The sequence below is a fragment of the Streptomyces sp. NPDC014733 genome (assembly GCF_043083385.1).
GTDB lineage: Bacteria > Actinomycetota > Actinomycetes > Streptomycetales > Streptomycetaceae > Streptomyces.
This window is the reverse complement of the sequence record NZ_JBIBYO010000011.1, coordinates 209,487-230,845: the sequence shown is the minus strand read 5'-3', so window position 1 is coordinate 230,845 and position 21,359 is coordinate 209,487. Positions and strand designations below refer to the sequence as shown.

The following is a 21,359-nucleotide window of genomic DNA, read 5'->3' as shown; positions in this document are numbered from 1 at the left end:
GTCGACGTGCTCTGGGCGATGCTGCGTGACAAGAGGCTGTTCACCTCCGCCCCGCCAGTCACGCAGGCGGCTTGACACGATCATTGAGATTCCTTCCGTGCCGCCCGCGGTGCGGGCCCGGTGCCGGCGTCTCCGCGCCGCACCGGCCCGGCCCCTCCACTGTCGACGCCTTTCCGGGGCCCGGCAACCGGGGCCGGGCGGCCCGCGGACGCCGGGTGCCCCGTGCGGCCGTCGGCCGACGTCCACCGCGGGCTCCGCCCCGGCGCCGGTGCCCCCGCCGGGCCCCGTCGCGCCTGCCCGCCGTATGCCGCACAGTGAGAGAGGGGCCCGTCCCGCTCGGGGATGCGCGGACGCCACCGCGCCGCGCACCGTGCCAGATCCGCACCCATCCGCGCCTGCGAAGGAGTGATGGCCGTGTCCCACGGCGGAGACATCATCAGGGAGCTGACGACCGATCACCGCGAGGTGGACGAGCTCTTCGACCAGTTCGCCGCGGCGCCGAGCGGCAGCGAACGCCGTCGGGAACTCGCCGACACCCTCACCATCGAGCTGGTGCGCCACTCCGTCGCGGAGGAGGAGCACCTGTACCCGGCTGTCCGCGAACACGTCGAGGGCGGTGACGCGCTGGCGGACAAGGAGATCGCCGACCACGCCCGCGTCGAGGAACTGCTGAAGGCGCTGGAGGGCAAAGCACCCGACGACGAGGGCTTCGACCGTCTCGTCGCCACCCTGCGGACAGAGGACACCGCCCACGTCCGGGACGAGGAGGACAACCTCTTCGTCCGGCTGCAGGACGCCACCCACCCCTACATCCTGGAGAGCCTGGGCGAGAAGGTCCGCGAGGCGAAGAAGACCGCGCCCACCCGGCCGCACCCCGGTGCCCCCAGCACCCCGCCCGCCAACAAGCTCCTGGCTCCCGGACTCGGTCTCGTCGACCGCGCCCGGGACCTGGTCACGAGGCGCGGCGCCTGAACCGCCACGACCGCGGCCCGCCGGCCGCCGGAGGAGAAGGAGGAGGAGACATGCCCGCAGGATCCAGCCGCAAGCGTGAGCGGCAGTACGAGCACATCAAGGAGCAGGCCGAGGAGCGCGGCACCTCGACGCGCCGGGCCAAGGAGATCGCCGCCCGCACCGTCAACAAGGAACGCGCCCGCTCCGGCGAGGCCAAGTCCGCGAGCAAGGTCTCCACCCGCGACCCCAAGTCCGCGCCACAGCGCGGCGGCGAACGCTCCCACAAAGGCCCGCAGGGCCCCACCCGCGACCAGCTCTACGAAGAGGCGAAACGCAAGAACGTCGAAGGACGCTCCCACATGAACAAGGACGAACTACGCAAGGCCGTCGGCAAGTAGCCCCTGCCCGGGCCCCGGCCGCGGTGGCGGAGCGGCAGCTGCCGCTCCGTCGTGCCGTAGCCGCCCTCCCGGTGCCCGTATCGCCTGCCGGGAGCGGTGCGCCCCGGCAGCCGGCACCCCGTACACTCCTAGCTTCTGCGCACCGTCGTAGACAAGCAATTGCACGCGCAACGCCAGATGTGAGGAACACGTGAGCGGGAGCAACACTCCGATATACGAGGGCCTGATCGAGGAGCTCGGGGATGTTCCGGGCAAGGTGAAGGCCACTGCGGAAAGTGAACTGGAGCAGCTCCGGCGCGACTTCGGCTTCGGCCCGGTGCGTGTGGCGGGGAACGCGGCGGGGCCCGAGGGCCACGCGCACGGGCGCTTCCCCCGGGCTCTGTCCGCCTGAGGGCCCGGCTGTGGGCGGTTCCTGAGCAGCGCGCGGCCGGCCTGAGCGTCGAGGTGCCATGGGTCGGCCCGGCCGCGTGCCGGGCCGACCGGCCCCCGCCGGAAGACGGCCGCTGTCCACGGAGTGCGGACCGGTAGGGACGATCGGGGTTGCCGGACGCGGGCGGGCGGAGCCCGTTTTCCGTCCCGTGACCTCCGGGCGTCCGGATGCGGCTGAACGGGACGTGATGAACCATCGCCCCGGCGCGGAGGTTCCCGAGGCGTTCCCCGCCTGCCCGCTCACCAGGTGCCGGCAGCCGTGGCTCCGAGGTGGTCGGCGATGTCGTGCGCGATCCGCTCGGCCAGCGGTTCGACGGTGGCCGCCACCGGCGCCGACAGGCCGGGCCCCAGGCTGCTGTCGGCCGCCTCGACCGCGTAGACGATCAACCGGCCCGGCAGGCGGTCCAGGGCACGGGCGAGTTCCGCGGCGCTGCCGAGCCCGAGGCCGTGAGAGCTGGTGGCGCCGGGGCGTTCCGGCACCGGGCGGCCGTCGTCGAGTGCCAGGCGGTGGATGCGGCCGGGGTGGGGCGGGTCGGCGTGGGCGCAGTCCACCACGACGGCGAGGTGGGTGCCTTCCCACAGGGAGAGCAGGCGCGCGGGTTCGCCGTCGCACACCCGCAGCCGGGTGCCCGCAGGAAGCGGGTGGTGGCGTGCGCGTTCGGTCAGCCGGGCCACGACCGCCCAGCCCACACCGTCGTCGTGACGGTAGTCGTTGCCCACCCCGATGACCGCGATCCGCTGCTGGTGGCTCACGCTGTGGCGGCCTGCCCGCTCCCGGCGCTCCCGTACCGCTCCGCAGCCCCGGTGGAGCAGGAGGTTGCGCCACTCGGATCAGGCGGAGGGAGCCGGTCGGCGGTCGCCCGGCACGCCGCGGCGCCGCCTCGGCCGGGAGCCGTCGTCCTCCTCCCATACTGGCCGCAATGTTCAGCGGCGCGGAATGTGGTGGGTGAGCGTGGACGGCGGCACTGACGGCGGCACTGCTGCGGTGATCGACAAGGACGGCCTGGACGCCCTGATCGCCGTCCTGTCGGGGCGCGGGCGGACGGTCATCGGGCCCACCGTCCGCGACGGGGCGATCGTGCTGGACGAGATCGGCGGTGGCCGGGAGCTGCCCTACGGCTGGGGCGTGGAGCTGGAGGCGGGGCACTACCGGCTGCGCCCCCGGCCGGACGGGGCGGTGTTCGCGCACAGCGCCGGTCCGCAGTCCTGGAAGACCTTTCTCCATCCGCAGCGGGAGCGGCAGTGGACGGCCGAGCGGGGGCCCGGTGGCGAGCTGGTGGTGCGGGAGGACTCCGCGACGCCACCGGCGTACGCGTTCCTCGGGGTGCGGCCGTGCGATCTGCGGGCCATCGCGGTGCAGGACCGGGTGCTCACCGGCGGTCCGCACGCCGACAGCCGCTACCGCGCGCGGCGTGAGCGGGCCTTCCTGGTGGCGGTCGAGTGCACGGAGCCGGGCGCCACCTGCTTCTGTGTGTCGATGGACAGCGGTCCGGCCGCGGGCCCCGGGTACGACCTGGCGATGACCGAGGTGCTCGACGAGGAAGGTCACCGCTTCTGGATCAGGGCCGGCAGCGAGGAGGGCGCGTCGGTGCTGGCCGAGGTTCCGCACCGGCCGGCGGACCACGCCACCCGGGCGGCGGCGCGGGACGGGGTGGCCCGGGCGGCGGAGCGGATGGGGCGCACCATGCCGGCGGTGGACCTGCGCGACCTGATGCGCGAGACCTTGTGGGCCGAGCGGTGGGACGACGTCGCGTCGCGCTGCCTGACCTGCGGGAACTGCACGATGGTGTGTCCCACGTGTTTCTGCACCAGCGCCGAGGACGTCACCGACCTGACCGGAGACCACGCCGAGCGGTGGCGGCGCTGGGAGTCCTGCTTCGACCTGGAGTTCAGTCATCTGCCGGGCGGGCCGGTCCGCGCCTCGCAGCGCAGCCGGTACCGGCAGTGGGCCACCCACAAACTCGGCACCTGGTACGACCAGTTCGGCAGCTCCGGGTGTGTCGGCTGCGGGCGGTGCATCGTGTGGTGTCCGGTCGGCATCGACATCACCGAGGAGGCCCACGCGCTGGACCGGGAACGCCGGGCCGCGCTCGCGCACGAGGAGACCCCGTCGTGACGACGGCCCGGCACGACTTTCTCGGCGCCCTGCCGGCCGCTCACCGCGCCCGGCTGCTCTCCCTCGCGCGCGAGGTGTCCTTCCCCGCCGGCTCCCGGCTGTTCGACGAGGCGGGCGCGGCCGACCGGTTCTGGGTTCTGCGCGACGGGCGGGTCGCCCTCGACGCGCGCTTCCCGGACCGGGGCCCGGTCGTCGTGGAAACCCTCGGCCGCGGCGATCTCCTCGGCTGGTCCTGGCTGTTCGAGCCGTACCGCTGGCACCTGGGAGCGCGGACCCGCGAGCCGGTGCGGGCCTACGAGTTCGACGCCCGCCGGGTCCGTGCCGCCATCGACGAGGATCCGTCGTTCGGCCTGGCGGTCACCCGGTGTGTGGCGTCGGTGGCGATCGGACGGCGGCTGCGGGCCTGCCGTATCCGGCTGCTCGATCTGTACGGTCCGGGCGCCCCGGATCCCGGCGCAGCCACCGGCGGCGGTGAGGTGGCATGACCGCCGCCGCACCGGCCGTGGGCGTGCGCCCGGACGCGCCCCCGGTGCCCTACCGGGTGGCGGCGCGCACGGACGGGACTCCCGGAGCCGCCACGCTGGTGCTGGAGCCGGTGGCCGAGGCGCTGCCGCCGTTCGCCGCGGGGCAGTTCGCCATGGTGTACGCGTTCGGCGTCGGCGACATCCCGGTGTCCGTGTGCGGCATCGACGGGGTGCGGCTGCTCCACACCGTCCGGGCCGTCGGCGCGGTCTCCGGCGCGCTGCACGGCCTGCGGCCCGGTGCGACGGTCGGTGTGCGCGGCCCCTTCGGCGTCGGCTGGGACCTGCCGGCCGCCGCCGGGCGCGATCTGCTGGTGATCGCCGGCGGCCTCGGGCTCGCGCCGCTGCGGCCGTTGGTGGCCGAGGCGCTGGCAGGGCCGGGCCGGTTCGGACGCCTCCATGTGCTGATCGGCGCGCGCACCCCGGCCGATCTGCTCTACCGGGCGGACCTCGCGGCGTGGCGGTCGGCCGGCGCCCGGGTGCTGGTCACGGTGGACCGGCCCGACGAGGAGTGGCAGGGGGACGTCGGTGTGGTGACCGCCCTGCTGGAACGGGCGTCCTTCGACGCGGAGGAGGCGGCGGCGTTCCTCTGCGGACCGGAGGTGATGATCCGTCACGTCGCCCGCGACCTGGTGCACCGCGGGCTGGACCCGTACCGGGTCCGGGTCTCGCTGGAGCGCACCATGCACTGCGGCACCGGGCACTGCGGCCACTGCCAGCTGGGCCCGCTGCTGCTGTGCCGCGACGGCCCCGTGGTGCCCTGGAGCCGCGCCGAACCCCTTCTCACGGTCCCGGAGCTGTGACATGCCCGCCGCCCCCGCAACCGCCCCCGGCACCGGCGCCGGACGTCCGACGCTCGCGGTGTGGAAGTTCGCCTCCTGCGACGGCTGCCAACTGACCCTGCTGGACTGCGAGGACGAACTGCTCGGCATCGCCGAGCGGGTCCAGGTCTCCTACTTCCTGGAGGCGTCGAGCGCGCCCGGCCCCGGCCCGTACGACCTGTCCCTGGTCGAGGGTTCGGTCACCACCGAGGCGGACGCCGAGCGGATCCGGCACGTCCGCGCGGCCTCCCGCCGGCTGGTGACCATCGGCGCCTGCGCCACGGCGGGCGGCGTCCAGGCGCTGCGCAACCACGCGGATGTCGCGGAGTTCGCCGCCGTGGTCTACGCCCGCCCGGACTACATCGCCACGCTCGCCACCTCCACCCCCATCAGCGCCCATGTCCCCGTCGACTTCGAGCTGCGCGGCTGCCCCATCGACCGGGGCCAGCTCATCGAGGTCATCACCGCCTACCTGGCCGGCCGCACACCCGACGTGCCCGCGCACAGTGTGTGCTTCGAGTGCAAACGGCGCGGCACCGTGTGCGTGACCGTCGCGCACGGCACTCCCTGTCTGGGTCCGGTCACCCATGCCGGGTGCGGCGCGCTCTGCCCGGCCTACGGGCGGGGCTGCTACGGCTGCTTCGGGCCGTCCAACTCGACGGACTTCGACGCGTTCCTCCCCCTGCTGCGCCGCGACGGCATGGACACCCTCGACATGGTGCGGGTGCTGCGCACCTTCAACACCGCCGCCCCCGAGTTCGACGCGGCCGCCCGGAAGGAGGAGCAGGGGTGAGCCACCGCGAATCCCGGGTGCTGCGGGTCGGCTCCCTCGCCCGCGTCGAGGGCGAGGGCGCGCTCCACCTGCGCGTACACGACGGCAGAGTCGACCGGGCCCAGCTGCGGATCTACGAACCCCCGCGGTTCTTCGAGGCGTTCCTGCGCGGCCGTTCGTACACCGAACCGCCCGACATCACCTCACGGGTGTGCGGGATCTGCCCGGTCGCGTACCAGATGAGCGCCTGCCGCGCCGTCGAGGACGCCTGCGGTGTGGTCGTCGACGGGCAGATCGAGGCGCTGCGCCGGCTGCTGTACTGCGGTGAGTGGATCGAGAGTCAGAGCCTGCACATCTACCTGCTGCACGCGCCCGACTTCCTCGGGGCGGACGGCGCGATCGGCCTCGCCCGCACCCACCGGTCCCACGTCGAACGGGGGCTGCGGCTCAAACAGGCCGGAAACGCCATCCTCGAACTGCTCGGCGGCCGCGCCATCCACCCGGTCAACGTCCGCCTCGGCGGTTTCCACCGCGCCCCGGCCGTCTCCGAGCTGCGGCCACTGGCCGAACGGCTGCGGCGGGCCCGCGACGACGCCGCCGAGACGGTGCGCTGGGTGGCGGGCTTCGAGTTCCCCGACGCCGGGTGCGACCACCAGCTGCTCGCCCTGGCCGAACCCGGCTCCTACGCCATCGCGTCGGGCACCCCGACCGTGATGGGCGCGCCGAGCGAGGCGGGGCTGCCCGCCGATTCCGCCCGGGCGCTGCCCACCCGCACCTTCCCCGTCGGCCGCTTCGGCGACCACGTCGTCGAGACGCAGGTGCCGTACTCCACCGCTCTCCACTCCGTGCTGGACGGGCGCCGCCATCTGACGGGGTCACTCGCCCGCTACGCGATCAGCGGACGGTGGCTGTCCCCGATCGCCCTTCAGGCGGCGCGGGACGCCGGGCTGGGCGACGCACGCCGCGGTGCGGTGTGCCGCAATCCGTTCCGCAGCATCGTCGTCCGCGCCGTCGAGGTGCTCCACGCGGTCGACGAGGCGCTGCGCCTCATCGACGCCTACACCCCGCCGCCCCGGCCCCATGTGGAGGTGCCCCCGCGTGCCGCCACCGGCCACGGGGCCACGGAGGCGCCGCGCGGGCTGCTGTACCACCGCTACACCCTCGACGCGCACGGCACGCTCACCGACGCGGTCCTGGTGCCGCCGACCGCGCAGAACCAAGGAGCCGTCGAGGAGGATCTGCGCCGCCTGGTGCAGGAACGCCTGGACGCCGGCGGGGCGACCGACGCCGAGCTGACCACCCTGTGCGAACGCGCCATCCGCAACCACGATCCCTGCATCTCCTGCTCCGCCCATTTCCTCGATCTGACCGTCGAGCGTGGCTGACGAGATGCCGCCGGCACCCGCCCCGGCCGTCACCGCCCGGCCCGCGCCGCGTACGGGCTCGTCGCGGCCCCTGCGCGGCAGCCGGGGCGTCCCGCACCGGCCCGCCCGGGGGAAGGCACCGCGGGGGCCGGTGCGCGCCGCGAGGGAGAATGTGAACAAGGTGATCGCCGGGGAGCGCTCCGAGGCGACCGCCGTCCCGCGGTGCGCCGGACGGGCGACCGCCGCCGGTGACACCGCCGCCGACCGCTGCCGCCACACCGCCGAGGACGAGGCGCGGCACGCCGCCGCCCTCCGGCCGGTACGCGACGGCTGCGCCGAGCACCGCGCGGCTCGCCGGCCGGCCGGCCGTGACGGTCCGCCGGCCGGTGCCCGCGCCGTACCGAGCCGAGGTGCGCCATGACCCGAAGCACGTTCACCGCCCGGCTGCGCCGGCTGGCCGCGGCGCTGGTGTCACCGCGGCTCGAACCCGTTCTCCTGGCCGTCACCGCGGCGGCGCTGGCCCTCGGCGGCATCGCCTGGTTCATGGAGGCCCGCGACCGTGCCGACCTCTTCTGGGGGCTCGGCACCCTGGCCGCGGTCGTCCCCGCCGTCGGGTGGATGATCGGCGCCCTGCGGCACGGCCGGACGGGCGTCGACCTGGTCGCCGTGCTCGCGCTCGGCGGCACCCTGGCCGTCCACGAGTACCTCGCCGGCGCGCTGATCGCGCTGATGCTCGCCACCGGCCGCACGCTGGAGGCCGCGGCCCAGCGGCGCGCCTCCCACGACCTGCACGCCCTGCTGGAGCGCGCACCGCGCTCGGCCCGGCGTCGCACCGGCGCCGGGGTGACGACGGTGCCGCTGGCGGAGGTGGCCGTCGGCGATCTGCTCGTCGTCGGTCCCGGCGAGGTCGTGCCCGTCGACGGCCGGGCGGAGAGCGCCGCCTCCCTCGACGAGTCGGTGCTCACCGGTGAGCCGCTCCAGGTCGAGCGGGCGCCGGGCGAGCCGGTGCGCAGCGGCGTGGTCAACGCCGCGGGCGCCTTCGAACTGCGCGCCACCGCCACCGAGCAGGACAGCACCTACGCCGGGATCGTACGGCTGGCCCAGCAGGCCGGTGCGGAGTCCGCGCCCGTCGTGCGGCTGGCCGACCGGTACGCGGCGTGGTTCCTGCCCCTGGCCCTCGTGGTGGCCGGGCTGGCCTGGCTGATCAGCGGGGACGCGGTCCGCGCGGTCGCCGTCCTGGTGGTCGCCACGCCCTGCCCGCTGCTGCTGGCCGCCCCGGTCGCCATCATCTCCGGCCTCTCGCGCGCCTCCCGCCTGGGCGTCGTCATCCGCGACGGCGGGGCGCTGGAGAACCTCGGCCGGGCCCGCACCCTTCTCCTGGACAAGACCGGCACCCTCACCCGCGGCCGCCCCCACCTTCTCGACGTGATCGCCGCACCCGGCGTCAAGCCCGCCGAAGTGCTCCGCCTGGCGGCCTCGGCCGACCAGTACTCGCCGCACGTCCTCGCCCGGGCCGTCGTCGAGGCAGCCCGGAGCCGCGGACTGGCGCTCTCCCTCCCGACGGACGTCACCGAGGAGCACGGCCGGGGGGCCACCGGAACCGTGGACGGGCGCCGGATCTCCGTCGGCCAGATCGACGCCGGCACGCCCCGGCCCGCCTGGGCGAAGGCGGTCGACAACCGCGCCCTGCTGGACGGCGCCGCCATCGCCTGGCTCACCGTCGACGGAGTGCCGACCGGCGCCGTCCTGCTGCGCGACCCCCTCCGCCACGACGCCCCGCGCACCCTGCGTCATCTGCGGTCGGCGGGCATCGACAGGCTGCTGATGCTCACCGGCGACCGCGCCGCGCCCGCGCACGAGGTCGCCGCCGTCCTCGGCCTCGACGGCGTACGTGCCGAACTCACCCCGGCCGACAAGGTCGCCGCCGTACGCGCCGAACGCGCGCACGCGGTCACCGTGATGGTCGGCGACGGCGTCAACGACGCCCCCGCGCTCGCCGCCGCCGACATCGGCGTCGCCATGGGCGCCCGCGGCTCCACCGCCTCCTCCGAGGCCGCCGACATCGTGCTGACCGCCGACCGCGTCGACCGTCTGGCCGACGCCGTCACCCTCGCCCAGCGGGCCCGCCGCATCGCCGTGCAGAGCGCCCTCGGCGGCATGCTGATGTCCCTGGCCGCCATGGTCGCCGCCGCCTTCGGGCAGCTCCCGCCCGCCGCCGGTGCGCTGCTCCAGGAGGGCATCGACATCGCCGTCATCCTCAACGCCCTGCGCGCCCTGCGTGTCGGCCAGGCCGCACGGCCGGCCCTCTCCCCCGCCGCCGAAGCGCTCATCCGCCGCTTCGCCGCCGAGCACGACGATCTCCAGGACGTCGTCGTCTCCGTGCGTGACGCCGCCGACCGCCTCTCCGACAGCCCCGGCCCGACCGCCCTGGGGGCGGTGGAGGAGACCCACCGGCTGCTGACGGAGCGGCTGCTGCCGCACGAGTACGCGGAGGAGCACGAGCTCTACCCCGCGCTCGCACCGACCCTCGGCGGCCCCGAGGCCACCGCCACCATGAGCCGGGCCCACACCGAGATCGAACGCCTCTCCCGCCGCATCGCCACCCATCTGGAACTGGCCCACGCCGACGGGGGCCTCTCCGCCGAGCAACTCGACGACCTGCGCTCCTGCCTGTACGGCCTCCACACCGTCCTGCGCCTGCACTTCGCCCAGGAGGAGGAGAACTACTTCTCCCTCGCCCCGTGACCGGGCGGTGCGGGTGTGCCGAGGATGCGGTGGACGGCCGAACCGTCGACGGTCTCGTGCTCCACCAGGAGCGCGGCCAGCTGCCGCAGCTGCTCGTGATGGTCTCTCAGCAGCCGGGAGGCCCGGCCTTCGGCCTCCGCGAGCAACCGCGCGACCTCGGCGTCGATGGCAGCCTGGGTGGCCTCGGCGAACGGGCGGGAGGACAGGCCGGGCCCACCGCCGGCGCCGAGGAACACCGAGCCGCCCTGCGGGTAGCCGACCGGGCCGAGCGCGGGCGACAGCCCGAACTCGCGGACCATCTTGGTGGCCAGCTCGGTGGCGCCGGCCAGGTCGTCGGCGGCGCCGGTGGAGCCCTGGCCGAACTCGACCAGCTCCGCGGCCCGCCCGCCCAGCCGGACGGTGAGGGTCTCGTGGAGGTAGTCCTCCCCGTACAGATGGCGTTCCACCGACGGGAGCTGTTCGGTGACGCCCAGGGTCTGTCCGGCGGGCAGGATCGTCACCTTGGCCACCGGGTCGGCGTGCGGTGACAGGGCGGCGACGAGGGCGTGCCCGGCCTCGTGGACGGCCACCGCGTGCTTCTCCTCGGGCAGCAGGACGTTGGAGCCCTCCCGGCGCCCCAGCAGGATCCGGTCGCGGGCGGCGTCGAAGTCTCCGGCGGTGAGGACCTCCCGGTCCTCACGGACGGCCACGATGGCGGCCTCGTTGGCGAGGTTCGCCAGGTCCGCCCCGGAGAAGCCCGGGGTGCCGCGGGCCACCACATCCAGGTCCGCGTCCGGGTCGAGGTGTTTGGTGCGGCAGTGCACGGCCAGGATCGCGGCCCGCTCGGCCAGGGTGGGCAACGGGATGACGACCTGCCGGTCGAAGCGGCCCGGCCGCAGCAGCGCCGGATCGAGGACCTCCGGCCGGTTGGTGGCAGCCAGCACGACGATGCCTTCGGCCGCCTCGAAGCCGTCCATCTCCGACAGCAGCTGGTTGAGCGTCTGCTCCCGCTCGTCGTTGGAGACCGCCGCCCCCGTCCCGGTCCGTCGTCCGCCCAAGGCGTCGATCTCGTCGACGAACACGATCGCGGGCGCACGCTTGCGGGCCTCGGCGAAGAGGTCCCGTACCCGGGCCGCGCCGACGCCGACGAACATCTCCACGAAGCTGGAACCGGCCACCGACAGGAACGGCACGGCCGCCTCCCCGGCGACCGCCCGGGCCAGCAGCGTCTTGCCGGTCCCCGGCGGCCCGACCATCAGCACCCCGCGCGGCGTCATCGCCCCGGCCCTGCGGTAACGCTCCGGCCGGCGCAGGAAGTCCACCACCTCGGTGATCTCGCCCTTGGCGCCCTCGTAGCCGGCGATGTCGGTGAACGTGGTGTGCGGGCGTTCGGCGTCGAACAGCTTCGCCTTGGACTTGCCCACCCCCATCGCGCCCTGTGCCTGGCCCGCGGCGCCGAGGGAGATGCGCCGCAGGAACCAGACGACGAAGAGGAACGGCGCCAGGATCACGATCCAGGACACCAGCTGTGACCCGGCCGACGTCGACGACGAGGACGGGGCGGTGGCCCGGACGGTCACCTTGTCGGCCTGCAACCGGTTCAGCAGTCCGGGGCCGGCCAACTGGACGGGGACGGTGGTGGTGTACCGGTGCCCGTCGGTCAGCGTGCCATCGGCCCGGCCGCTGTTCTGCAGCGTGACGTCCTTGATCCGGTGGGCGTCGGCGTCGGCGAGGAACTGCGAGTACGACAGGTTCACCTTCGCCGGTTCGGCGGGCTGGTGCGTCCGGGGTACGACCATCCACAGGACCACCCACAGGAGGACCGACAGGGCGACGGCCACCGGCCACATCAGGTGCCGCCACCGCGGCGGCGGCGCCGGCGCGCCAGGAGTGGGCCGGTCCCCCCGCGGGGGCGGTTGTGCCTTCCTGGTCATCGCGCTCGTCTCCTGATCTCGCCGACGGCGGAGCCCTCACCTCCAGTGTGGAGAACACCTCCCGCTACCGGGCCGAGCCGTCGGGCGGTCCCGCGCCGGGGTGCTCGGCGCCTCACCCGTCACCGCCTCTCCGCCGGCTGGCCGGTGCCCCGTACGACGACGACCGGGCAGGGGGCGTGTGCGGTGCAGTGCCGGCTGACCGAGCCCAGCAGGGCCCCGGAGAAACCACCGCGCCCCCGGCTGCCGACGACCAGCAGGTCGGCACCGCGGGCGGCGTCCAGCAACACCGCGGCGGCCGTGCCGTACGCGACAACCGTCTCCACCCTCGGCCCCGTCCTCGGGTCCACGACGCTCCCCACCGTGTCGGAGAGCGCCTGCCCCGCCGACAGCTCCAGAGTGGCCCGCAGCTCGTCGGGTGCCTCCAGCCAGCCGAGGGAACCGTAGAGCGGCGGGTATTCCCATGCCGTCACCGCGTTGACGGTGGCGTGCGTCAGCTCCGCCTGCCGCACCGCCCAGGCCAGGGCCGCCCGGGACGACTCCGATCCGTCGACGCCCACGACGATGCGGCCGTGCTCCTGTTGCCGGCTCTCCATGACGGCCTCCGCGCGACGGGTTCCGGCGGCTGCCGCCGGACCATGGGTACGCATACAGCTCTAACTCCCAGCCTCCGCCCGGGCGGCGCGTCACGCAGGGGCCGAACCGCCCCGAGCCGCCGCCGAACGGCCCTGCCGGCCGCTCGCCCGGCCGTCGCCAGGGGCCTCGTGGGGCAGGGGGCGGAAGCGGGTGCAGGACACTGATCGCGGCCCGGGCCGGCGGCGATCGGTCGTCCGCGGACGGCTCCCCGCCGACGAGGGCCGCCCGCGGCGCCGCGGCAGGGCCGTCACGGGGCTTCCTCCTCCGGGATCACCGCCACGGGACAGGCCACGTGGTGCATCGCGGCGTGCGCGACGTGCCCCACGCGGGGGAGGAAGAAGGCATGGTGGCGGCGGCCGACCATCAGGAGGACGGCCCCGGGGGCGCTGTGCACCAGGGCGCGGGCGGGGCTCTGCGCCCGCACCGTCATCCGCAGCGCCACCCCGGGGTAGCGCTCCTGCCAGGGCATCAGGCGCTCCCGCAGGGACGCTTCGCCTTCCTCGACGATCTCCTCTGCCACCGAGAGGTCGATCGCCCAGGGGGCGTAGGCGCTGGCGGGCAGGGAACGCCCCTGCACCGCGTGCAGCGGCAGGCCCCGGCGCGCCGCCGCGTCGAAGGCGAAGGAGAGCAGGGCGTCGCAGGGGCCCTTGAGCCCCATGCCGACGACGAGGTGCGGGCCCGGGGCCGGCGCGGCCGCCCCCTCGGTCCCGGGGACGGCGGGCTGCCCGGACCAGCCCTCGCGGACCAGGACGACGGGGCGCTCCGCCCGGCCGACCACCTCCAGGCTGATGTCGCCGAGGACATAACTCTCCCAGGCCATGAGGGCCCGGGAGCCGAGGACGAGCATCCGCGACCCCGCCGCCGCGCCCAGCAGCGCCGGCACCACTTCGGCTCGTACCAGGTCGTCGATGACCCGCACCCGCGGGCGGTGCGCGCGCGCCTGCTGCCGTGCGTGGTCCACGAGGCGCTGCGCGTCGGCGTTCCGCCCGGGTGTCAGTGGGGTGCCGGGCTCTTCGGCGGCCGGCGGGGGCCAGGCGTGCAGGAGGCGCAGCACGGCGTGCCGCCGGTCCGCTTCCTCCGCGGCCCATCGGGCCGCCGCCAGGCTCTCGGGGGTGCCGTCGATCCCCGCGGTGATCACTTCTGGCTCCATGGCCTCCTCCCCCGGGGTGGGGCGGTCCGGCCCGGCGTCAGGGGGTGTCGGGGGGCCGCGCCCGGGTGGCGCGGATCCGCCGGCCGGTGATCCGGTCCGGTTCGAGGACGATCCACTGGGGGCGCTCGCCCACCCAGGGGGCGGAGCGGGCGACCGTCCCCAGCCAGCGGGCATCGGTGTCGCTCGTGACCGTCCGGGCGGGCCCGACGGCCAGGACGCTCCAGCCCTCGCTGAACGCGTCGTCGATGTGGTCGACCTCCAGCGCGGCCCGGCCGCCGGCCGCCGCGGCCGGGCCGGACCCCGGTGCGGTGCGGAACGCGATCTTGTCGCCGGTGACGGTGTAGTTCACGGGGAAGATCGCCGGGCTCCCGTCGACGGTGACCGCGATTCTGCCGACGCCGTGCGTCGAGAGACGTGCCCAGCATTCGGTGGTGCTCAGCGCCAGCACCTCGGGGCGTGCAGCGGCCTCGGCGAGTCCCGGCGGCAGTTCCACGGTCCGTCCCGCGAGTTCGGCGACCGTGGTGTCCAGCGCGTCGGCGAGGCGCAGCAGGAAGGCGATGCCCGGCCGGGCATCGCTCTCCTCCACGTAGCGGAGATAGCCCGGGGAGGCCGCTGCCCGGGTGGCCACCTCCTCACGGGTCAGCGCCAGTTGCTGGCGGCGGGCCCTCGTGCGCCGTCCGAGGTCGCTCCCGGCCGGGGGCGGCGCCGGGCCGGACCCACGCTCCTGAGCGGTCATGGCGCATGTCCTTTCACGGGGCGCGTGCCGTCCGTACGTCCGCCGTTCCCGGCCCGGTCGTGCGGCGGCGCCGCGCGGCTCGGCCTTGGGTGCGCCGGTCCGGGGCGGATGGCTGCCTTCCCGCCCAGCCTCCGGCAGTCCGCCGGTGCGGCGCATGGGCCGGTCGGTCCCCACCTGGGGCGCGAACGGGCCCATCCGCCCCTCCTCGCATCCCGCGGGGCGAGCGCAGACTGGAGGCCGGAGCCGCCGGCTCCGATGCGTGGGCCGCCGCCTCGACCTGGAGAAGACCATGCCCGCCAGCCACCACATCGTCAGCGACGTCATGTCCCACACCGCCATCGCCATCGGCCGCGACGCGCCCTACAAGGAGATCGTCGCGTGCCTGGCCCAGTGGAAGGTGAGTGCGCTCCCCGTCCTGGAGGGGGAAGGGCGTGTCGTGGGGGTGGTGTCCGAGGCGGATCTGCTGGCGAAGGAGGAGTTCTTGGACGATCAACGCCGCGCGGAGGCGTTCGGGGAGGCGGCCAAGGCCGGTGCCGTGTGCGCGGATCAGCTCATGTCCAGTCCGGCCGTGACCGTGCATCCGGACGCGACGCTCGCCGAGGCGGCGCGGATCATGGCCCGGCGGCGGGTGAAGCGGCTGCCGGTCGTGAACGACGTCGGCATGCTGGAGGGCGTCGTCAGCCGGAGCGACCTGCTCAAGGTGTTCCTCCGCGACGACCTGGAGATCGAGGCGGAGATCCGCCACGCCGTCCTCGGCGAGCCCGGCGCGCCCGCGGGGCTGGATGTCACCGTGACGGAGGGCGTGGCGACCCTGCACGGGACGCCGGTCGACCGTGCTCTCCTGCCGCTGCTGACCCGTGCCGTGCGGGCCGTGGAGGGCGTCGTGGACGTCCGCACGGACCTCGGCGCCGGGCCCGGCGGCACCCGCGGCGGCTGATCCGGTCGGGCCCGTACCGCGCGCGGCGGGCTTCGCGGCGCCGTCCCCCGCGGCGCAAGAGCCGGCCGGCCCCCGGGAAGGGTCTCTCGGGCCCTCCGGCACGGTGTCGCCGCGTGCGACGGTGGAGGGCGGCGCGGCTTCCGGAAGGAGGTGGACACGTGGCCGGGACAACCGCCGGGAGCCCCGGTCCGGTGCGGCCGGCGCTGCTCAGTTTCCTGGGTGGCGTGGGAACGGTCACCGGAAGCAAGTTCCTCGTGGAGAGCGACCGCACCCGTCTCCTGGTCGACTGCGGTCTCTTCCAGGGGGTGGCGGATCTGCGGCGCCGCAACTGGGAACGGCTGGCCCGGGACGCCTCCGACATCCGTGCCGTGGTGCTCACCCATGCGCATCTGGACCACTGCGGCTACCTGCCGCGTCTGGTCCGGCACGGCTTCCGGGGCCCGATCCTCAGCAGCGCCGCCACCGCCCGGCTCGCCGGGATCGTGCTGCGCGACAGCGCACGGCTCCAGATGGAGGCCGCGCGCCACGCCAACCGGCACGGCTGGTCCAAGCACCGCCCCGCCAAACCGCTGTACGACGATGCCGACGTCGAGAAGACGCTGGCCTTCTTCGACCCGGTCCCGGTCGGCGCGGACGTGGAGATCATGACCGGCACCACGGTGACGCTCCACCACGGCGGGCACATCCTCGGCTCGGCGTGGGCCCGCCTCACCCTGGAAGACGGCCACACCCTGGCCACCTCCGGGGACCTCGGCCGGCCCGGGCATCCGCTGCTGCGGCCGCCGGAACCGTTCTCGGGCGCCGATGTGCTGCTCATGGAGTCCACCTACGGCAACCGCCACCACGACCAGCGGTCCGCGCGGTCGGCGTTCGCCGCCGTGATCGCCCGGACCGTCGCCCGGGGCGGCACCGTCGTCATCCCCGCCTTCGCGATCGACCGCACCGAAGTCGTCCTGCACGAACTCGCCCGGCTGCGGGACTCCGGCGTCCTGCCCCGCTCGGTCCCCGTGTTCGTGGACAGCCCCATGGCGCTCGCCGCACTCGATGTGTACCGCGACGCGGTACGCGAAGGGTCTCCGGAGCTGCGGCCCGAGATCGTGGCGCGGGGCGGTGCGGACCTCGGCCCGGCGCCGTTCCTCGCGGCCCGCACCGTCCAGGAATCCATCGACATCAACAGCGTGCGCGGCCCCGCCGTCATCGTCTCCTCGGCCGGTATGGCCACCGGCGGCCGCGTCCTGCACCATCTGCGCCGCCGCCTCCCCGATCCCCGCGACGCCGTGGTCGTCGTCGGCTTCGCCGCGGCCGGGACCCGGGCCCGGGACCTGGTGGACGGGGCCCGGGTCCTGAAGATGTTCGGCGAGTACGTCCCCGTACGGGCCGAGGTCGCCAACGTGCCCCACTTCTCGGCCCATGCCGACGCCGGGCAGATCATCGACTGGCTGCGCGGCGCCCCTGCCCCGCACACCACCTACCTCGTCCACGGCGAACCGGACGCCTCCGCGGCCCTGCGCGACCGTATCGACGACGAGTTGGGCTGGACCGCCGTCGTGCCCCGCTCGGGGGAGGCCGTGCTGGTCCGCTGACGGGCGGGCCCCCGGCCCCCGCGGTGCGCGGAAAGGCCGTCGCGGCCCGCCCCGTTCCTGGTGGTGGGCCCCTTCAGGTCCCCTCTCCCCGGTCGGTGGGGCCGGCTCGCTTCACCGGGACGGTCCGCACGGTCGTGGACTTCTCGTCGGGCATCGGGACGCGGATGGTGAGAATGCCGTCCGCGTACGAGGCGTCGACCTCGGCCGCGGGGATCGTGACCGGCAGCCGCAGGGACCTGCGGAAGGATCCGTAGCGGAATTCCGAGTGCTCCTTGTCCTCCTGACTCTCGCTGTGCTCGGCGCGCACCGTGATGAGGTTGTCGTCGACGGTGATGTCGATGTCCTTCTCCGGGTCCATCCCCGGCAGTTCGGCGCGGAGTACGTAGGTGCCGCCGTCGTTGGTCACCTCCACCGGGATGGAGTGGGCAGCCGTCCCGGGGCGCCACCCGGGCAGTCCCGGGAACTCGCGGTTGAACCAGTCGTTGAAGTCGGGGAAGAGGCTGTGCCTCCGTTCCACCTTGTCTCCGGTCATCGTTTTGCTCCTGTGGGTGCCTGATGTCCTGATGTTCTGATGCGTAGGTCCGGGTACCGGCGCAGAGCGCGTCCGGCCGGTCCGGTCAGCGGCAGATCTCCTCGACGAAGTGGCCCACCTGCTTCTCCGGCAGGTGCCGGGCGATGTCCGCCTCGCTGATCATGCCGACCAGGCGGTGGTCGTCGATCACCGGTACGCGGCGGATCCGGTGGTCCTCCATGGTCCGGAGCACCTGCTCGCACTCGGTGTCCGCGTCGATGGTGACCGGCTTCCCCTGAGCGAGGTGTCCGGCGGTCATCCGGTGCGGGTCCTTCCCCTTGGCCAGGCACTTCACCACGATGTCCCGATCGGTGACGATGCCGTGGAGCCGGTCGTCCGGGCCGCAGATGGGCAGCGCTCCGACGTCCAGTTCGCTCATCCGGACGGCGGCGTCCGCCAATGTGTCGTCCTCCTTCACGCAGGTCGCACCGGTGTGCATGATCTCCCGTGCGGTCGTCATGGCCATGTCCTCCTTTTTTCCGTTCCCCCGTGCTTGTCCCAGGTCGGTCCGCGCCGTCAGAGGGGGCCCGGAGCGACCCGGACGGTCTGCACCCGCCGCCAGGGGCGCGCGGGGACCCGGCGGGCTCCGGACCGTGGGGGAAGCCGGTCTCCCGCCGCCCCTCGCGGCGTCCGGGCCGGTGGTTCGCGCGTGGTGTCGGCGCGGCGTCGTCGCTCGCGGCTCATGGTTCCTCCCTGTCCGGTCCGGCGCCGCCGGGGAGCTCCGCCTCCGCCCGGGCCACGTACCGTTTGACCGCCGCGAAGCTGTCCGGGGCCACCGAGACGGAGTCCAGTCCCGCCCGGACGAGGAGCGCGGTGAACGCCGGGTCGTCGCTGGGCCGCTGGCCGCACAGGCCGACCGGGCGGCCGGCCGCGTGGGCGCGGGCGGCGAGCGTCTCGATGCTGCGGACGACGGCCGGGTCGCTCTCGTCGAAGGTGGCGGCGAGCGCCTCGGAGTCGCGGTCGATGCCCAGGGTGAGCTGGGTGAGGTCGTTGCTGCCGATGGAGAATCCGTCGAAGCGCTCGGCGAATTCCTCCGCCAGGATGATGTTGGCGGGGATCTCCGCCATGACGTAGACACGCAGCCCGTTCCGGCCCCGCACGAGGCCCTCCTCGGCCATCACCGCGCATACCCGGTCGGCCTCGCCGAGAGTGCGGCAGAAGGGGATCATCACCACGACGTTGGTGAGTCCCATGCCGTCGCGCACCCGGCGCAACGCCCGGCATTCGAGGGCGAAGCCCTCGCGGTAGCCGTCGCTGTGGTAGCGGCTCGCGCCACGCCACCCGATCATGGGGTTGGCCTCGTCGGGTTCGAAGGGCCTGCCGCCGAGGAGCTTGGCGTACTCGTTGGTCTTGAAGTCACTGGTGCGGACGACGACGGGGGCCGGCCACCGGGAGGCGGCGATGCGGGCGATGCCGCGGGCGAGCCCTTCGACGAAGTACGCGCCGCGGTCGGGGTACCCCTCGGTCATCCGGTCGATGGTCCGCCGGGTGTCGCGGTCGACGCGTTCCGGGTGGAGCAGCGCCATCGGGTGGACCTTCACCTGGTGGGCGACGATGAACTCCAGCCGGGCGAGCCCCACGCCGTCGGCCGGCAGCCGCCACCAGCGGAACGCGGCGGAAGGGTCGGCCAGGTTGAGCATGACGCGCGTACGGGTGGCGGGGAGTTCCGCGAGGTCGGTCAGCGTCTCCTCGTAGGGCAGCAGCCCTTCCAGGACGCGGCCGCCGGTGCCTTCGGCGCAGGAGACGGTCACCGGGGTGCCGTCGGTCAGGACCCGGGTGCCGTTGCCGGTGCCGACCACGGCGGGGACGCCCAACTCGCGGCTGACGATGGCGGCGTGCGAGGTGCGGCCCCCGTGGTCGGTGACGATGGCGGCGGCCCGCTTCATGACCGGTTCCCAGTCCGGGTCGGTGACCCCGGTGACCAGGACTCCGCCCCGGGGGAAGCGGTCGAGGTCGACGGGGGCGCCGAGGGCGACCACCGGGCCCTGGCCGATCGACTCCCCGACGGCGACGCCCACCACGAGGGGTTCGCCCGGGGGGACCGTGAGCCGGCGGCGGGTCAGGGTCGTGGTGCGGCTGCGGCCCTGGACCGTCTCGGGGCGTGCCTGGACGATCCAGAGTTCTCCGGTGAGTCCGTCCTTGGCCCATTCGATGTCCATCGGCGAGCCGTAGTGGTCCTCGATGGCCGCGGCCCATCCGCCGAGCGTACGGACCTCCGTGTCGTCGAGCACCCGGCGGCCGCGTTCCTCGGCCGGTGTGTCGACGGTGCGGGTCAGCCCGGTGTCCGCGTAGACGGTCTTGAGCCGCTTGCCGCCGATCCGTACATCGATCACCGGGTCGAGAGCCGGGTCCTTCATGCTCGGTTTGAACAGCGTGTACTCGTCGGGGTCGACCCGGCCGCCGACGACGGTTTCGCCCAGGCCCCAGGCGGCGCTCACCACGATCACCTCGGGGAAGCCGCTCTCGGGGTCGAGGGTGAAGACGACCCCGGCGCCGGCGAGGTCGGAGCGGACCATGAGCTGGACGCCGACGGACAGCGCGACGGCAAGGTGGTCGAAGCCCATCCGCTCGCGGTAGTCGAGGGCCCGGTCGGTGAAGAGGGAGGCGTAACAGCGGGTGCACGCCTCCAGGAGCCGGTCGGCGCCGCGGACGTTGAGGTACGTCTCCTGCTGCCCGGCGAAACTGGCCTCGGGCAGGTCCTCCGCGGTCGCACTGCTGCGGACGGCCACCTCCGGCGCGGTCCGGCCGGTCTCCTCGGCGAGCCGGTCGTAGGCGGTGAGCACGGCGTCGCGGAGCGGTGCGGGCAGGGGCCGGCCGAGAAACGCGGCGCGGAGGGCCGCCCCGACCTCGTCGAGCGGGGCGCCCGCGTGCAGGCGGTCGATCTGCTCGGCCACCCGGGATCGCAGCTCCCCCGTGCCGAGCAGTTCCCGGTAGGCGTCGGCGGTGGTGGCGAACCCCGGCGGGACGCGGACCCCCGCCGCCCGGAGGTGGCGCGTCAGCTCTCCCAGCGAGGCGTTCTTACCCCCGACGCGTGCGGTGTCGTGCCGGTCCAGTTCGGTGAACGGTACGACGTGGTGCCCGGGTTCCATGGTGTCCTCCCCAGCGTCGGTTCCGGAGCAGGCGTCCGCGGTCGAGCGGTGCGGGGCGGCGCGGTGGGCGGAGCGCAGCTCTGTCAGAGGGGTCGCACCCGGCCGGCGCCGGCGTGGCGCAGCGCCCGGTGGGTCACTGCGCCGAGCCCCGTTCCGCCGCGGTCGTCGCTCTGTCGTGCCCCGAGGTGCGGCGGAAGTCCCTGCCGGACGGCTTCGTCCGTCGTCCGGTCCGCGGCCGAAGGCTCGCGTCGGAGCCGTCGTCCCCCACCACCACGGGAGCTGCCATCGTCCCCACCGCCTTCCGGTTGACGAGGTGGCCTGCTGCCACACTCACGCCGGGAGCGGCGCCCCGGTAGGGCCGATCGGTCCCGGGCGCCTCCCGCCCGGGTACCCGCCCGTGCCTCTCGCAGAAATGCGGTCCGTGCGGCTCTTCGGTCCGTGTCAGAAGGTCCGTGTCAGAAGGGAGGAAGGGCCCATCCGCCTTCGCGGATCCTGATTGCGCGGTGCGCGGCGGTGCCGTTGCTCCGCGTCCTCATGGGGTCCTTCCTCGTCCCCAGACAATCGCGCCCGTCCGGGAAAGCGCCAGGGCCGGTCGGGCACCTCGTGCGGCCGTTCGGCCTCTCACCGCCG

20 protein-coding genes are annotated in these 21,359 nt (G+C 74.5%); 12 read left to right on the top strand and 8 right to left on the bottom strand.

The genetic code is table 11. The annotated features are described in order from the left end of the window. Window positions 1–414: 414 nt before the first annotated feature. From ACF1BH_RS23855 to ACF1BH_RS23845, 3 genes are all read left to right on the top strand, one after another. The gene (locus ACF1BH_RS23855; protein ID WP_391645341.1) at window positions 415–972 is read left to right on the top strand and encodes a hemerythrin domain-containing protein; all 558 of its coding nucleotides are present in this window, start codon (window positions 415–417) and stop codon (window positions 970–972) included. A gap of 50 nt (window positions 973–1,022) precedes the next feature. After that, on the top strand, window positions 1,023–1,349 hold the full coding sequence (locus ACF1BH_RS23850; protein WP_391645339.1) for a plasmid stabilization protein: 327 nt from the start codon (window positions 1,023–1,025) through the stop codon (window positions 1,347–1,349). Between the two features lie 190 nt (window positions 1,350–1,539). Next, on the top strand, window positions 1,540–1,740 hold the full coding sequence (locus tag ACF1BH_RS23845) for a hypothetical protein (protein ID WP_391645338.1): 201 nt from the start codon (window positions 1,540–1,542) through the stop codon (window positions 1,738–1,740). A gap of 278 nt (window positions 1,741–2,018) precedes the next feature. Here the strand turns inward: ACF1BH_RS23845 and ACF1BH_RS23840 are convergent, their stop codons facing one another. Next, window positions 2,019–2,531, bottom strand: a complete 513-nt coding sequence (locus ACF1BH_RS23840; RefSeq protein ID WP_391645337.1) for a hydrogenase maturation protease — start codon at window positions 2,529–2,531, stop codon at window positions 2,019–2,021. Window positions 2,532–2,730: 199 nt separating this feature from the next. Between ACF1BH_RS23840 and ACF1BH_RS23835 the strand changes: the two genes are divergently transcribed. The 7 genes from ACF1BH_RS23835 (at window position 2,731) to ACF1BH_RS23805 (ending at window position 10,117) form a co-directional block, all read left to right on the top strand. After that, window positions 2,731–3,894, top strand: a complete 1,164-nt coding sequence (locus tag ACF1BH_RS23835) for a 4Fe-4S dicluster domain-containing protein (RefSeq protein ID WP_391645336.1) — start codon at window positions 2,731–2,733, stop codon at window positions 3,892–3,894. After that, window positions 3,891–4,379, top strand: a complete 489-nt coding sequence (locus ACF1BH_RS23830; RefSeq protein ID WP_391645335.1) for a cyclic nucleotide-binding domain-containing protein — start codon at window positions 3,891–3,893, stop codon at window positions 4,377–4,379. Before ACF1BH_RS23835 ends, ACF1BH_RS23830 begins: the two co-directional genes overlap by 4 nt. Continuing rightward, window positions 4,376–5,218 (top strand): FAD/NAD(P)-binding protein, encoded by an 843-nt coding sequence (locus ACF1BH_RS23825; RefSeq protein ID WP_391645333.1) that lies wholly within the window; start codon window positions 4,376–4,378, stop codon window positions 5,216–5,218. Before ACF1BH_RS23830 ends, ACF1BH_RS23825 begins: the two co-directional genes overlap by 4 nt. A 1-nt stretch (window position 5,219) precedes the next feature. Further along, window positions 5,220–6,029, top strand: coding sequence for an oxidoreductase (locus ACF1BH_RS23820; RefSeq protein WP_391645331.1), 810 nt, complete (start codon window positions 5,220–5,222; stop codon window positions 6,027–6,029). Beyond that, the gene (locus ACF1BH_RS23815; RefSeq protein WP_391645329.1) at window positions 6,026–7,393 is read left to right on the top strand and encodes a Ni/Fe hydrogenase subunit alpha; all 1,368 of its coding nucleotides are present in this window, start codon (window positions 6,026–6,028) and stop codon (window positions 7,391–7,393) included. The genes ACF1BH_RS23820 and ACF1BH_RS23815 overlap by 4 nt, the downstream gene beginning before the upstream one ends. Before the next feature lie 151 nt (window positions 7,394–7,544). Then, window positions 7,545–7,793 (top strand): hypothetical protein, encoded by a 249-nt coding sequence (locus tag ACF1BH_RS23810; protein ID WP_391645327.1) that lies wholly within the window; start codon window positions 7,545–7,547, stop codon window positions 7,791–7,793. Further along, a complete protein-coding gene (locus ACF1BH_RS23805; RefSeq protein ID WP_391645325.1) occupies window positions 7,790–10,117 on the top strand; it encodes a heavy metal translocating P-type ATPase in 2,328 nt (775 codons plus the stop codon). The genes ACF1BH_RS23810 and ACF1BH_RS23805 overlap by 4 nt, the downstream gene beginning before the upstream one ends. Here ACF1BH_RS23805 and ftsH read toward each other — a convergent pair. The 4 genes from ftsH to ACF1BH_RS23785 form a co-directional block, all read right to left on the bottom strand. Continuing rightward, a complete protein-coding gene (ftsH, locus tag ACF1BH_RS23800) occupies window positions 10,096–11,946 on the bottom strand; it encodes an ATP-dependent zinc metalloprotease FtsH (RefSeq protein ID WP_391645353.1) in 1,851 nt (616 codons plus the stop codon). The two genes, ACF1BH_RS23805 and ftsH, sit on opposite strands and share 22 nt — an antisense overlap. Window positions 11,947–12,149: 203 nt before the next feature. Further along, a complete protein-coding gene (locus ACF1BH_RS23795; protein ID WP_391645323.1) occupies window positions 12,150–12,623 on the bottom strand; it encodes a universal stress protein in 474 nt (157 codons plus the stop codon). Window positions 12,624–12,910: 287 nt separating this feature from the next. Next, window positions 12,911–13,813 carry a universal stress protein gene (locus ACF1BH_RS23790; RefSeq protein WP_391645321.1) on the bottom strand — a complete coding sequence of 301 codons (903 nt, stop codon included), beginning with the start codon at window positions 13,811–13,813 and terminating at the stop codon, window positions 12,911–12,913. A 37-nt stretch (window positions 13,814–13,850) separates the two neighbouring features. Then, complete coding sequence (locus ACF1BH_RS23785; protein WP_391645319.1) at window positions 13,851–14,549, bottom strand: helix-turn-helix domain-containing protein; 699 nt, start codon at window positions 14,547–14,549, stop codon at window positions 13,851–13,853. Between the two features lie 289 nt (window positions 14,550–14,838). Between ACF1BH_RS23785 and ACF1BH_RS23780 the strand changes: the two genes are divergently transcribed. Together ACF1BH_RS23780 and ACF1BH_RS23775 are read left to right on the top strand one after the other, a co-directional pair. Beyond that, window positions 14,839–15,486: a CBS domain-containing protein gene (locus ACF1BH_RS23780; RefSeq protein WP_391645317.1), complete on the top strand. Its 648-nt coding sequence runs from the start codon at window positions 14,839–14,841 to the stop codon at window positions 15,484–15,486. Between the two features lie 158 nt (window positions 15,487–15,644). Further along, window positions 15,645–17,069 (top strand): MBL fold metallo-hydrolase RNA specificity domain-containing protein, encoded by a 1,425-nt coding sequence (locus ACF1BH_RS23775; protein ID WP_391645315.1) that lies wholly within the window; start codon window positions 15,645–15,647, stop codon window positions 17,067–17,069. A gap of 73 nt (window positions 17,070–17,142) precedes the next feature. Here ACF1BH_RS23775 and ACF1BH_RS23770 read toward each other — a convergent pair whose 3' ends face one another. The 3 genes from ACF1BH_RS23770 to ppsA all read right to left on the bottom strand — a co-directional run bounded on the left by ACF1BH_RS23770 (window position 17,143) and on the right by ppsA (window position 20,729). Further along, complete coding sequence (locus ACF1BH_RS23770; RefSeq protein ID WP_391645313.1) at window positions 17,143–17,601, bottom strand: Hsp20/alpha crystallin family protein; 459 nt, start codon at window positions 17,599–17,601, stop codon at window positions 17,143–17,145. 85 nt (window positions 17,602–17,686) lie between these two features. After that, a complete protein-coding gene (locus ACF1BH_RS23765; protein ID WP_391645311.1) occupies window positions 17,687–18,100 on the bottom strand; it encodes a CBS domain-containing protein in 414 nt (137 codons plus the stop codon). A gap of 220 nt (window positions 18,101–18,320) precedes the next feature. Next, a complete protein-coding gene (gene ppsA / locus ACF1BH_RS23760; protein WP_391645309.1) occupies window positions 18,321–20,729 on the bottom strand; it encodes a phosphoenolpyruvate synthase in 2,409 nt (802 codons plus the stop codon). Window positions 20,730–21,359 lie beyond the last annotated feature (630 nt).

Bases quoted from the DNA above. Each gene is read 5' to 3' on its own strand.
- ACF1BH_RS23795 (WP_391645323.1), bottom strand. From the start codon at position 12,623: ATGGAGAGCCGGCAACAGGAGCACGGCCGCATCGTCGTGGGCGTCGAC.
- ACF1BH_RS23850 (WP_391645339.1), top strand. From the start codon at position 1,023: ATGCCCGCAGGATCCAGCCGCAAGCGTGAGCGGCAGTACGAGCACATC.
- ACF1BH_RS23820 (WP_391645331.1), top strand. From the start codon at position 5,220: ATGCCCGCCGCCCCCGCAACCGCCCCCGGCACCGGCGCCGGACGTCCG.
- ACF1BH_RS23780 (WP_391645317.1), top strand. From the start codon at position 14,839: ATGCCCGCCAGCCACCACATCGTCAGCGACGTCATGTCCCACACCGCC.
- ACF1BH_RS23790 (WP_391645321.1), bottom strand. From the start codon at position 13,813: ATGGAGCCAGAAGTGATCACCGCGGGGATCGACGGCACCCCCGAGAGC.
- ACF1BH_RS23785 (WP_391645319.1), bottom strand. From the start codon at position 14,549: ATGACCGCTCAGGAGCGTGGGTCCGGCCCGGCGCCGCCCCCGGCCGGG.
- ppsA (WP_391645309.1), bottom strand. From the start codon at position 20,729: ATGGAACCCGGGCACCACGTCGTACCGTTCACCGAACTGGACCGGCAC.
- ACF1BH_RS23825 (WP_391645333.1), top strand. From the start codon at position 4,376: ATGACCGCCGCCGCACCGGCCGTGGGCGTGCGCCCGGACGCGCCCCCG.
- ACF1BH_RS23805 (WP_391645325.1), top strand. From the start codon at position 7,790: ATGACCCGAAGCACGTTCACCGCCCGGCTGCGCCGGCTGGCCGCGGCG.
- ACF1BH_RS23770 (WP_391645313.1), bottom strand. From the start codon at position 17,601: ATGACCGGAGACAAGGTGGAACGGAGGCACAGCCTCTTCCCCGACTTC.
- ftsH (WP_391645353.1), bottom strand. From the start codon at position 11,946: ATGTGGCCGGTGGCCGTCGCCCTGTCGGTCCTCCTGTGGGTGGTCCTG.
- ACF1BH_RS23765 (WP_391645311.1), bottom strand. From the start codon at position 18,100: ATGACGACCGCACGGGAGATCATGCACACCGGTGCGACCTGCGTGAAG.